Below are 12024 nucleotides of genomic sequence, written 5' to 3' on the forward strand. Positions count from 1 at the left end.
CCGCCCACTCCCGATTCGCGTCACGTGTTATTCGGTTTCCAGATCGATGTCGATACCCAGAGAACGAATCTCTTTGATCAGCACGTTGAAGGACTCGGGCATGCCCGGCTCCATACGGTGATCGCCGTCCACGATGTTCTTGTACATCTTAGTACGGCCGTTCACATCGTCCGACTTCACTGTGAGCATTTCTTGCAGGGTGTATGCCGCGCCGTATGCTTCCAGCGCCCACACTTCCATCTCCCCGAAACGCTGACCACCGAACTGCGCCTTGCCACCCAGCGGCTGCTGGGTAACCAGGCTGTAGGAACCAGTGGAACGCGCGTGCATCTTGTCGTCCACCAAGTGGTTCAGCTTCAGCATGTACATGTAGCCAACGGTGACCGGACGCTCGAACTTGTTACCGGTGCGACCATCGAACAGCTGCATCTGGCCGCTTTCCGGCATGTCGGCCAGTTTCAGCATGGCCTTGATTTCGCTTTCCTTGGCACCGTCGAACACCGGGGTGGCCATTGGAACGCCGCCCTTGAGGTTCTTCGCCAGGTCCAGGATTTCCTGGTCGGAGAAGGTTTCCAGCTGCTCTTGACGGCCACCGATCTCGTTGTAGATCTCGGTCAGGAACTTGCGCAGATCAGCTACCTTACGCTGCTCTTCGAGCATGGTGTTGATCTTCTCGCCCAGGCCCTTGGCCGCGAGGCCCAGGTGGGTTTCGAGAATCTGACCAACGTTCATGCGCGACGGTACACCCAGAGGGTTGAGTACCACGTCCACCGGCGTACCGTTGGCGTCGTGCGGCATGTCCTCGACAGGCATGATCACCGAGACCACACCTTTGTTACCGTGACGACCGGCCATCTTGTCACCCGGCTGGATGCGACGGCGGATGGCCAGGTAGACTTTGACGATCTTCAGCACGCCTGGAGCCAGGTCATCGCCTTGCTGCAGCTTGCGCTTCTTGTCTTCGAACTTGTCGTCCAGCAGACGGCGGCGATCGACGATATAGGCCTGAGCCTTCTCGAGCTGCTCGTTGAGCGCGTCTTCGGCCATGCGCAGCTTGAACCACTGACCGTGTTCCAGCCCGTCGAGGACCTCGTGGGTGACCTCGGTGCCTTTCTTCAGGCCAGCGCCGCCTTCGACCATCTGACCCATCAGGGCCGAGCGCAGACGTTCGAAGGTCGCGCCTTCGACGATGCGGAACTCTTCGTTCAGGTCCTTGCGGATTTCGTCCAGCTGGCTCTTCTCGATCGACAGTGCACGAGCATCACGCTCGACGCCGTCACGGGTGAAGACCTGTACGTCGATGACGGTACCCTTGGTGCCGGTAGGCACGCGCAGGGAGGTGTCCTTAACGTCGCTGGCCTTCTCGCCGAAGATCGCACGCAGCAGTTTTTCTTCCGGAGTCAGTTGGGTCTCGCCTTTCGGAGTGACCTTGCCGACCAGGATGTCGCCGGCGCCGACTTCGGCACCTACGTAAACGATACCGGCTTCGTCCAGCTTGTTCAGCGCCGCTTCGCCCACGTTCGGGATGTCGGCAGTGATTTCCTCTGGGCCAAGCTTGGTGTCACGGGCCACACAGGTCAATTCCTGGATGTGGATCGTGGTGAAGCGATCTTCCTGAACCACACGCTCGGACAGGCAGATGGAGTCTTCGAAGTTGAAGCCGTTCCACGCCATGAACGCGATGCGCATGTTCTGACCCAGCGCCAGCTCACCCATGTCGGTGGACGGACCGTCGGCCATGATGTCGCTGCGCTGAACCACGTCGCCCTTGTTCACCAGCGGACGCTGGTTGATGCAGGTGTTCTGGTTCGAGCGGGTGTACTTGGTCAGGTTGTAGATGTCGACACCGGCTTCGCCAGTCTCGACTTCGTCATCGGCAACCCGGACCACGATACGGCTGGCATCGACGGAGTCGATCACGCCACCGCGACGAGCCACGACGCAGACGCCGGAGTCACGGGCAACGTTGCGCTCCATGCCGGTACCTACCAGCGGCTTGTCGGCACGCAGGGTCGGTACAGCCTGACGCTGCATGTTCGAGCCCATCAACGCACGGTTGGCGTCGTCGTGCTCGAGGAACGGAATCAGCGATGCTGCTACCGAAACAACCTGCTTGGGCGAAACGTCCATCAGGGTGACGTCTTCCGGCGCCTTGACGGTGAATTCGTTCAAGTGACGCACTGCAACCAGCTCGTCGATCAGGACTTTCTTGTCGTTCATCGTGGCCGAGGCCTGAGCGATCACGTGATCGGCTTCTTCGATGGCGGACAGGAACACGATCTCGTCGGTGACCAGAGCGTCCTTCACCACACGGTACGGGCTCTCCAGGAAGCCGTACTGGTTGGTGCGCGCATAGGCCGCCAGGGAGTTGATCAAGCCGATGTTCGGACCTTCCGGCGTTTCGATCGGGCACACGCGACCGTAGTGCGTCGGGTGAACGTCGCGCACTTCGAAGCCGGCACGCTCGCGAGTCAAACCACCAGGGCCGAGTGCAGAGACACGACGCTTGTGGGTGATCTCGGACAGCGGGTTGTTCTGGTCCATGAACTGCGACAGCTGGCTGGAACCGAAGAACTCTTTCACCGCGGCAGCAACAGGCTTGGCGTTGATCAGGTCCTGCGGCATCAAGCCTTCGCTTTCGGCCATCGACAGGCGTTCCTTGACCGCACGCTCGACGCGTACCAGGCCTACACGGAACTGGTTCTCGGCCATCTCGCCGACGCAGCGAACACGACGGTTACCCAGGTGGTCGATGTCGTCGACGATGCCCTTGCCGTTGCGGATGTCGACCAGGGTCTTCAATACGGCAACGATGTCTTCCTTGCTCAGAACACCCGAACCTTCGATCTCGGTACGACCGATACGACGGTTGAACTTCATCCGGCCGACCGCAGACAGGTCGTAGCGCTCGGGGCTGAAGAACAGGTTGTTGAACAGGGTCTCGGCGGCATCCTTGGTTGGAGGCTCGCCTGGACGCATCATGCGGTAGATTTCCACCAGCGCTTCAAGCTGATTGCCGGTAGAGTCGATCTTCAAGGTGTCGGAGATGAACGGACCACAGTCGATATCGTTGGTATACAACGTCTCGATGCGAACGACCTGCGCCTTGGCGATCTTGAGCAGCAGGTCGGTGGTCAGTTCGGTGTTGCACTCGCACAGGATCTCGCCAGTCGCCGGGTGCACGATGGCCTTGGCCGTGGTGCGACCCAGAACGTAGTCCAGCGGCACTTCCAACTGCTTGATGTTGGCTTTTTCGATCTGGTTGATGTGTCGAGCCGTGATGCGACGGCCTTGCTCGACAATCACCTTGCCTTTCTCATCAAGGATATCGAGGACGGCAATTTCACCACGCAGGCGCTGGGGCACCAGTTCCAGGCTGAGCACTTCGCCCTGCACGTGGAATACGTTGGTGGTGTAGAACGCATCGAGGACCTGCTCGGTGCTGTAGCCCAGAGCGCGCAGCAATACCGAGGCAGGCAGCTTGCGACGACGGTCGATCCGGACGAATACACAGTCTTTCGGATCGAACTCGAAGTCCAGCCAGGAGCCACGGTAAGGAATGATACGGGCCGAATAGAGCAGCTTGCCCGAGCTGTGCGTCTTGCCACGGTCGTGGTCGAAGAACACACCCGGCGAACGGTGCAACTGGGAAACGATGACGCGCTCGGTACCGTTGATTACGAAGGTACCGTTCTCGGTCATCAGGGGGATTTCCCCCATGTAGACTTCCTGCTCCTTGATGTCCTTGATCGCTTTGTTCGACGATTCTTTGTCGAAAATGATCAGGCGCACTTTCACGCGCAGCGGCACAGCGTAGGTCACGCCACGCAGTACGCACTCTTTGACGTCAAAGGCCGGTTCGCCCAGACGATAACCAACGTACTCCAGAGCAGCGTTGCCGGAGTAGCTGATGATCGGGAAAACGGATTTGAAGGCCGCATGCAGACCGACATCACGGAACTGGTCCTTGGTCGCGCCCGCCTGCAAGAATTCGCGATACGAATCCAGCTGGATAGCCAAGAGGTACGGTACGTCCATGACGTCCGGCAACTTGCTAAAGTCCTTGCGGATACGTTTTTTCTCAGTATATGAGTAAGCCATCAGCGTTCCCCAGCTTGGTCACCTGCTTGTGGCTTCTCCCGACGGGAGCAGCCAGAAAATCGTGCAAACCCCGTGGTTTGCGCCACCCTTGGGTGGTTACAGCGCGTTGCCGGCGTCGACCTGATCGACTGCCAGTAACGGAAAAAGGCCGGTGGCATGAGCCACCAGCCATCAGCCTTTCGCTTGACGCTCGGGCTGGAGACGCAAGGTCGATGCTTACTTCAGCTCGACTTTGGCGCCTGCTTCTTCCAGCGTTGCTTTGGCTTTGTCGGCTGCGTCTTTGGCAACAGCTTCCAGAACCATGGCAGGAGCGCCGTCAACTACAGCCTTGGCTTCTTTCAGGCCCAGACCGGTCAGTTCACGAACTGCCTTGATCACGTTTACTTTCTTCTCGCCAGCTTCCAGCAGCATGACGTTGAATTCGGTTTGCTCTTCAGCAACAACTGCAGCAGCAGCTGGGCCAGCAGAAGCAGCGGCAGCGGAAACGCCGAATTTTTCTTCGAAAGCTTTGATCAGCTCAACAACCTGCAGAACCGACATTTCAGCTACGGCGTTGAGGATATCGTCTTGGGAGATAGACATTGCTGTATTTCCTGAATTGGGGGACGGCCTACACGGCCATCGAAATAAACAAAAAAGCGCGAGAGAAAATGCTCAGCCTCAGGCTGCAGCAGCTTCTTTTTGCTCGCGAACTGCGGCCAGAGTACGAGCCAGCTTGCTGGTAGCGCCTTGAATCACGCTCATCAGCTGCGAAATGGCTTCGTTACGGGTCGGCAGTGTTGCCAGTACGTCGATTTGGTTAGCTGCGAGGAACTTGCCCTCGAACGCAGCTGCCTTGATCTCGAACTTGTCCTGACCCTTGGCGAATTCCTTGAACAAGCGAGCAGCAGCACCCGGGTGTTCGGTAGAGAATGCGATCAGGGTCGGGCCGGTGAACACGTCGTTGAGGACACTGTATTCAGTGTCGGCAACAGCGCGCTTGAGCAGGGTGTTACGTACGACACGTACGTATACGCCAGCTTCACGAGCCTCTTTACGGAGTCCGGTCATAGCGCCTACTGTCACACCACGGGCATCAGCCACGACAGCGGACAGAGCAGCTTTGGCAGCCTCGTTGACTTCAGCGACGATGGCCTTCTTGTCTTCGAGATTAATTGCCACGGGTTTAACTCCTGCTTGTTACCGTTTCATCTGGCCGAAGCCGGATGTCGTTTTGGTGTCTGATTCGGTAAGGAACCGGGAGCACCATCTGCGTAGGCTTGAGGTTTAAGGCTTGCGCCGCCTACGGTCTTGGATAGCCCCCGCCAGGCAGGGACCCCAATTTTTCAGCCAATGGCACGGTCACCCGCGCCACCAGCAAAGTCTTACGCGTCCAGCGAGCCTTGGTCGATGACCAGACCTGGGCCCATGGTGGTGCTCAGGGTGACGCGCTTGACGTAGATGCCTTTTGAGGAAGCCGGCTTGATGCGCTTCAGATCAGCGATCAGGGCTTCAACGTTTTCCTTCAGCTTGACGGCGTCGAAACCGACCTTGCCAACGGAAGTGTGGATGATGCCGTTCTTGTCGGTGCGGTAGCGAACCTGACCAGCCTTGGCATTCTTGACGGCGTTGGCGACGTCTGGCGTCACGGTACCGACTTTCGGGTTAGGCATCAGGCCACGTGGACCGAGGATCTGACCCAATTGACCAACAACGCGCATGGCATCCGGGGATGCGATGACGACGTCATAGTTCAGGTCGCCGCCTTTCATTTCGGCAGCCAGGTCGTCCATGCCTACGCGGTCTGCGCCGGCAGCCAGAGCAGCTTCGGCAGCTGGACCCTGGGTGAACACGGCAACCCGTACGGTCTTGCCAGTGCCGTGCGGCAGCACAGTAGCGCTACGTACGACCTGGTCGGATTTACGTGGGTCAACGCCCAGGTTAACGGCCACGTCAACGGACTCGCTGAACTTGACGGTGGACAGTTCGGTCAGCAGCGCAGCTGCGTCTTCGAAGTTGTACAACTTGCCTGCTTCGATCTTGGAAGCAATAGCTTTTTGGCGCTTGGTCAGCTTAGCCATTACACACCCTCCACGTTGAGGCCCATGGAGCGAGCAGAACCGGCGATGGTACGCACGGCTGCTTCCATGTCAGCGGCAGTCAGGTCCGCATTCTTGGCTTTTGCGATGTCTTCGAGCTGAGCGCGAGTCACGGTACCGACTTTGACGGTGTTCGGACGAGCCGAGCCGCTGGTCAGGCCGGCTGCTTTCTTCAGCAGTACCGAAGCAGGGGTGCTTTTGGTCTCGAAGGTGAAGCTGCGGTCACTGTAGACAGTGATGATTACAGGAGTCGGCAAGCCGGCTTCTTGACCCTGGGTACGGGCGTTGAAGGCCTTGCAGAATTCCATGATGTTCACGCCATGCTGGCCCAGAGCCGGGCCGACGGGCGGGCTAGGGTTGGCCTGGCCGGCCTTTACTTGCAGCTTGATGTAAGCCGTGATTTTCTTAGCCATGAGCTACTCCACTATTGGGTACGAGCGCCTTTCGGCTCCCCAGTTGCTTGCGTTTTATCCCAGTGACGACAAAACCCCGCAGCTTACGCCTGCGGGGTATGGGATCCGTTTCCAATCAGACCTTTTCGACCTGACTGAACTCGAGCTCTACCGGAGTAGAGCGACCGAAAATGAGCACCGCGACCTGGATCCGGCTCTTTTCGTAATTGACTTCTTCGACGGTACCGTTGAAATCCGCGAAAGGACCATCGGTTACGCGAACGACTTCGCCCGGCTCGAACAGCGTCTTTGGCTTGGGCTTGTCGCTACCGTCAGCGACGCGACGCAGGATAGCTTCAGCTTCCTTGTCGGTAATCGGAGCAGGCTTGTCTGCCGTGCCGCCGATGAAACCCATGACCCGAGGCGTGTCCTTGACCAAGTGCCAAGTACCTTCGTTCATGTCCATCTGAACCAGCACATAGCCTGGAAAGAACTTGCGTTCGCTTTTACGCTTTTGGCCATTTCGCATCTCGACCACTTCTTCAGTGGGGACGAGAATTTCGCCAAAACCGTCTTCCATACCAGCCAGCTTTACACGCTCGATCAAAGAGCGCATAACATGCTTCTCGTAACCCGAGTAAGCATGCACAACGTACCAACGCTTAGCCACGGGACACCCTTAGCCAACAATCAAGGAAACAAGCCAGCCGAGCAGGGAATCGAGCCCCCACAACAGCAACGCCATGACCAGAACGACCGCGACTACGATCAGCGTGGTCTGTGTGGTCTCTTGGCGAGTCGGCCAAACGACTTTACGTATTTCGGTGCGCGCTTCCTTAGCCAGGATGAAGAACGACTTGCCTTTGGCAGTCTGCAGCGCCACATAGGCGGCCACAGCGGCAATAGCGAGAAGCGCAAGCACCCGGTACAGGATCGGCGACGCGGAGTAGTACTGATTACCAACCACGCCAACCACTACCAAAGCGATAACAACGAGCCACTTCAGCAGATCGAAACGAGATTCTGGGGCTTCAGCCTTGGGAGTCATCTAGGAGGATCCTGTGAAAAGAAAGCCAGACACACCGAGTGAATCTGGCAGGTCAGGAGGGAATCGAACCCCCAACCTACGGTTTTGGAGACCGTCGCTCTGCCAATTGAGCTACTGACCTAAAACAAATCAGGCCGAACATTATGCCGACCCGGGAAAGCTATTTCAACACCTGATTGGACTGCCATGTTGCACAAGGAGACATCAATCACCTCTGGCACAGACCTCACAACCCAAGATGCCAACAGCAGAGATGCGCAACACCCACAGGAGCGACACACATCTACCATTAAAACAAAGGCAGATATTTTCATATCTGCCTTGCAAAAATGGAGCTCTTGAGCGGATTTGAACCGCTGACCTCACCCTTACCAAGGGTGTGCTCTACCAACTGAGCTACAAGAGCTTGAAACCATGCACAAACAGCAAACTTGGAGCGGGTAGCGGGAATCGAACCCGCATCATCAGCTTGGAAGGCTGAGGTTCTACCACTAAACTATACCCGCGGAGCTTGCAGCTCACGCTAAAAATGGTGGAGGGAGAAGGATTCGAACCTTCGAAGTCGTAGACGTCAGATTTACAGTCTGATCCCTTTGGCCGCTCGGGAACCCCTCCTTAACGTGGCGGCATTCTACGCTATGCCACCTCACTGTCAAGCTTTTTCTCATTAAAATCTTGAGGTTAGCTACATCGACAGCTGTTTCACAGTGCTGGGCTTTCGCACCATCGCTGTGAAGCGGGCGCCATTCTATGCAAACCATCAGGGCCTGGCAATACCCCAGATCAGATTATTTTATGTTTTAAGTCATTGAATTCATTGGGGCCGAACATACACCCACTCACCCGGGGAGGATCGCTCACCGCACTGGCGGGACAAACGTGCCGAGCGCGTCCCACGAGAATGCTCAGCGCTGGGTTTCAGGCTTTTCGTTCAGCAGCTGGATGTGGTGCCTCTCACCCTTGTAGGTAGACAGGGGCGCCAACTCTTTGGGCCGCACGGGAAGCTCCTGGTGGTGCCACCCGGCATAGAACACGTTGAGGACCAAAAGCAGTAGTACAAGCCAACGCATCGTTACTCCTCCCTCGGATCGGAAGCTGCGGAAGGCCCGCCGTCTCCTACAAGGCGCAGACTGAGCTCTCCGCCACTGAACACCTGTTCGATGCCACCTACAGAAAGCCGCAGGCCACCTTGGCCATCTATTCCCAACACCCGGCCTTCAATGGCCTTCAACCCGGCACTGAGGACGGCATTCCTGCCCTGCCAAGCATGCAGCTCCTCCCACTCCTTCCGCAACTGCTCGAACCCGGACAGTGCGTGACGCTCCAGGTGACTCTGAAGCTGCACGTTGAGTTCGGCAACCAAGTCATTGCGATCGACCAGGCTCATCCGCTGCAGGCGTACGGAAGTCCAAGGCTGATCCACCGCCGTGTTCTGCCTCATATTCACATTGATACCAATACCGATGACGACATGACATACATCACTGGGATCGCCAACCAGCTCCAGCAGTATCCCTGCGAGCTTCTTTTCTCCCACCAGAATGTCGTTAGGCCACTTGAGCCTTGCCTCGCCTACACCTTGCGCATGCAGCGCTCGGACCACGGCAAGCCCCACCACCAGGCTCAAGCCTTCCAGGCGAGCCATTCCCCCCTCGATACGCAGCGCCAGGCTGTAGTAGAGATTTTGCGCATAGGGACTTACCCAAGGCCTACCCCGCCGGCCCCGTCCCGCTGTCTGCTGCTCTGCAACGATCAAGAGCGGCATCTGGCTCCCGTCAGCGACGGCACGCAATGCTTCGGCATTGGTGGAGTCGACGCTGTGCATGACACGCAGCTCCCAGCCCGCTGGAGCGCTTGCCGCAAGTGTCTCGCTGGAGAGCGCAGAAACAGGATCGGCAAGGCGATAGCCTTTGCCGCGCACTTTGTGCACATCGATGCCCAGTTCGGCTTGCAGCTGCTGCAGCTGCTTCCACACAGCACTGCGGCTGACCCCCAGAGCCTCGCCCAGCGCTTCGCCAGAGTGAAAATGACCGTCTTTAAGTAGATCCAGCAATGGTGACATAGCGAACTCGGCGTCTCGGTAGGGCGCAATGATAGCGATGGCGGACACTGATTTGAAACGCTAAAAAGACAAAACCCCTACCTGCTTGCGCAGATAGGGGTTTCGGAATTGAATCTTGACGATGACCTACTCTCACATGGGGAAACCCCACACTACCATCGGCGATGCATCGTTTCACTGCTGAGTTCGGGATGGGATCAGGTGGTTCCAATGCTCTATGGTCGTCAAGAAATTCTGTAGCCGGGATGCCCTTGGGAGGCACTCCAGCGAATCGGGTATGTGATGTTTGTGGGTTGTCTTGCTGCGAACTTTCGGTTCGTGTCATCTCCACAGTCACCGCAATCTGGTCGTTCGACGCAAATTGCTTGGGTGTTATATGGTCAAGCCTCACGGGCAATTAGTATGGGTTAGCTCAACGCCTCACAGCGCTTACACACCCCACCTATCAACGTCGTAGTCTTCGACGGCCCTTCAGGGAACTCAAGGTTCCAGTGAGATCTCATCTTGAGGCAAGTTTCCCGCTTAGATGCTTTCAGCGGTTATCTTTCCCGAACATAGCTACCCGGCAATGCCACTGGCGTGACAACCGGAACACCAGAGGTTCGTCCACTCCGGTCCTCTCGTACTAGGAGCAGCCCCTCTCAAATCTCAAACGTCCACGGCAGATAGGGACCGAACTGTCTCACGACGTTCTAAACCCAGCTCGCGTACCACTTTAAATGGCGAACAGCCATACCCTTGGGACCGGCTTCAGCCCCAGGATGTGATGAGCCGACATCGAGGTGCCAAACACCGCCGTCGATATGAACTCTTGGGCGGTATCAGCCTGTTATCCCCGGAGTACCTTTTATCCGTTGAGCGATGGCCCTTCCATACAGAACCACCGGATCACTAAGACCTACTTTCGTACCTGCTCGACGTGTCTGTCTCGCAGTCAAGCGCGCTTTTGCCTTTATACTCTACGACCGATTTCCGACCGGTCTGAGCGCACCTTCGTACTCCTCCGTTACTCTTTAGGAGGAGACCGCCCCAGTCAAACTACCCACCATACACTGTCCTCGATCCGGATAACGGACCTGAGTTAGAACCTCAAAGTTGCCAGGGTGGTATTTCAAGGTTGGCTCCACGCAGACTGGCGTCCACGCTTCAAAGCCTCCCACCTATCCTACACAAGCAAATTCAAAGTCCAGTGCAAAGCTATAGTAAAGGTTCACGGGGTCTTTCCGTCTAGCCGCGGATACACTGCATCTTCACAGCGATTTCAATTTCACTGAGTCTCGGGTGGAGACAGCGCCGCCATCGTTACGCCATTCGTGCAGGTCGGAACTTACCCGACAAGGAATTTCGCTACCTTAGGACCGTTATAGTTACGGCCGCCGTTTACCGGGGCTTCGATCAAGAGCTTCGCTTGCGCTAACCCCATCAATTAACCTTCCGGCACCGGGCAGGCGTCACACCCTATACGTCCACTTTCGTGTTTGCAGAGTGCTGTGTTTTTAATAAACAGTCGCAGCGGCCTGGTATCTTCGACCGGCATGAGCTTACGGAGCAAGTCCTTCACCCTCACCGGCGCACCTTCTCCCGAAGTTACGGTGCCATTTTGCCTAGTTCCTTCACCCGAGTTCTCTCAAGCGCCTTGGTATTCTCTACCCAACCACCTGTGTCGGTTTGGGGTACGGTTCCTGGTTACCTGAAGCTTAGAAGCTTTTCTTGGAAGCATGGCATCAACCACTTCGTCGTCTGAAAGACAACTCGTCATCAGCTCTCGGCCTTAAGATCCCGGATTTACCTAAGATCTCAGCCTACCACCTTAAACTTGGACAACCAACGCCAAGCTGGCCTAGCCTTCTCCGTCCCTCCATCGCAATAACCAGAAGTACAGGAATATTAACCTGTTTTCCATCGACTACGCTTTTCAGCCTCGCCTTAGGGACCGACTAACCCTGCGTCGATTAACGTTGCGCAGGAAACCTTGGTCTTTCGGCGTGGGTGTTTTTCACACCCATTGTCGTTACTCATGTCAGCATTCGCACTTCTGATACCTCCAGCAAGCTTCTCAACTCACCTTCACAGGCTTACAGAACGCTCCTCTACCGCATCACCCTAAGGTGATACCCGTAGCTTCGGTACCTGGTTTGAGCCCCGTTACATCTTCCGCGCAGGCCGACTCGACTAGTGAGCTATTACGCTTTCTTTAAAGGGTGGCTGCTTCTAAGCCAACCTCCTAGCTGTCTAAGCCTTCCCACATCGTTTCCCACTTAACCAGGATTTTGGGACCTTAGCTGACGGTCTGGGTTGTTTCCCTTTTCACGACGGACGTTAGCACCCGCCGTGTGTCTCCCA

9 protein-coding genes, 4 tRNA genes and 2 rRNA genes (1 of these 15 running past the window's edge) are annotated in these 12024 nt (G+C 56.7%); all 15 read right to left on the reverse strand.

What is annotated here, in order from left to right; genetic code table 11:
- Positions 1-27: 27 nt before the first annotated feature.
- The gene (gene rpoB / locus ONG87_RS18830) at positions 28-4101 is read right to left on the reverse strand and encodes a DNA-directed RNA polymerase subunit beta (protein ID WP_185795442.1); all 4074 of its coding nucleotides are present in this window, start codon (positions 4099-4101) and stop codon (positions 28-30) included.
- Positions 4102-4317: 216 nt separating this feature from the next.
- Complete coding sequence (gene rplL, locus ONG87_RS18835; protein WP_122475662.1) at positions 4318-4683, reverse strand: 50S ribosomal protein L7/L12; 366 nt, start codon at positions 4681-4683, stop codon at positions 4318-4320.
- Between the two features lie 78 nt (positions 4684-4761).
- Positions 4762-5262 (reverse strand): 50S ribosomal protein L10, encoded by a 501-nt coding sequence (gene rplJ, locus ONG87_RS18840; protein WP_122475664.1) that lies wholly within the window; start codon positions 5260-5262, stop codon positions 4762-4764.
- Between the two features lie 203 nt (positions 5263-5465).
- Positions 5466-6161 (reverse strand): 50S ribosomal protein L1, encoded by a 696-nt coding sequence (gene rplA / locus ONG87_RS18845; protein ID WP_043192511.1) that lies wholly within the window; start codon positions 6159-6161, stop codon positions 5466-5468.
- Positions 6161-6592, reverse strand: a complete 432-nt coding sequence (rplK, locus tag ONG87_RS18850; protein WP_043192510.1) for a 50S ribosomal protein L11 — start codon at positions 6590-6592, stop codon at positions 6161-6163. Before rplK ends, rplA begins: the two co-directional genes overlap by 1 nt.
- A gap of 115 nt (positions 6593-6707) precedes the next feature.
- Positions 6708-7241 (reverse strand): transcription termination/antitermination protein NusG, encoded by a 534-nt coding sequence (gene nusG, locus ONG87_RS18855; RefSeq protein ID WP_010443972.1) that lies wholly within the window; start codon positions 7239-7241, stop codon positions 6708-6710.
- A gap of 9 nt (positions 7242-7250) precedes the next feature.
- On the reverse strand, positions 7251-7619 hold the full coding sequence (gene secE, locus ONG87_RS18860) for a preprotein translocase subunit SecE (RefSeq protein ID WP_122475668.1): 369 nt from the start codon (positions 7617-7619) through the stop codon (positions 7251-7253).
- A gap of 45 nt (positions 7620-7664) precedes the next feature.
- A tRNA-Trp gene (locus ONG87_RS18865) sits at positions 7665-7740 on the reverse strand.
- 209 nt (positions 7741-7949) lie between these two features.
- Positions 7950-8025, reverse strand: a tRNA-Thr gene (locus tag ONG87_RS18870).
- A gap of 26 nt (positions 8026-8051) precedes the next feature.
- Positions 8052-8125 (reverse strand) — tRNA-Gly (locus ONG87_RS18875).
- Between the two features lie 24 nt (positions 8126-8149).
- Positions 8150-8234, reverse strand: a tRNA-Tyr gene (locus tag ONG87_RS18880).
- A gap of 290 nt (positions 8235-8524) precedes the next feature.
- Positions 8525-8689 (reverse strand): hypothetical protein, encoded by a 165-nt coding sequence (locus tag ONG87_RS18885; RefSeq protein ID WP_185795443.1) that lies wholly within the window; start codon positions 8687-8689, stop codon positions 8525-8527.
- A gap of 2 nt (positions 8690-8691) precedes the next feature.
- Positions 8692-9681 carry a bifunctional biotin--[acetyl-CoA-carboxylase] ligase/biotin operon repressor BirA gene (birA, locus tag ONG87_RS18890; RefSeq protein ID WP_264381830.1) on the reverse strand — a complete coding sequence of 330 codons (990 nt, stop codon included), beginning with the start codon at positions 9679-9681 and terminating at the stop codon, positions 8692-8694.
- 113 nt (positions 9682-9794) lie between these two features.
- Positions 9795-9910 (reverse strand): 5S ribosomal RNA (rrf, locus tag ONG87_RS18895).
- Positions 9911-10057: 147 nt separating this feature from the next.
- Positions 10058-12024, reverse strand: a 23S ribosomal RNA gene (locus tag ONG87_RS18900); it runs 927 nt beyond the window's last position.

Source organism: Pseudomonas sp. MM227, assembly GCF_947090715.1.
Classification (GTDB): domain Bacteria; phylum Pseudomonadota; class Gammaproteobacteria; order Pseudomonadales; family Pseudomonadaceae; genus Aquipseudomonas; species Aquipseudomonas baltica.

What these genes read in the sequence shown, in the direction of transcription:
- rpoB (WP_185795442.1), bottom strand. Translation starts at nt 4,101, where the DNA reads ATGGCTTACTCATATACTGAGAAAAAACGTATCCGCAAGGACTTTAGC.
- rplL (WP_122475662.1), bottom strand. Translation starts at nt 4,683, where the DNA reads ATGTCTATCTCCCAAGACGATATCCTCAACGCCGTAGCTGAAATGTCG.
- rplA (WP_043192511.1), bottom strand. Translation starts at nt 6,161, where the DNA reads ATGGCTAAGCTGACCAAGCGCCAAAAAGCTATTGCTTCCAAGATCGAA.
- rplK (WP_043192510.1), bottom strand. Translation starts at nt 6,592, where the DNA reads ATGGCTAAGAAAATCACGGCTTACATCAAGCTGCAAGTAAAGGCCGGC.
- secE (WP_122475668.1), bottom strand. Translation starts at nt 7,619, where the DNA reads ATGACTCCCAAGGCTGAAGCCCCAGAATCTCGTTTCGATCTGCTGAAG.
- ONG87_RS18885 (WP_185795443.1), bottom strand. Translation starts at nt 8,689, where the DNA reads ATGCGTTGGCTTGTACTACTGCTTTTGGTCCTCAACGTGTTCTATGCC.
- birA (WP_264381830.1), bottom strand. Translation starts at nt 9,681, where the DNA reads ATGTCACCATTGCTGGATCTACTTAAAGACGGTCATTTTCACTCTGGC.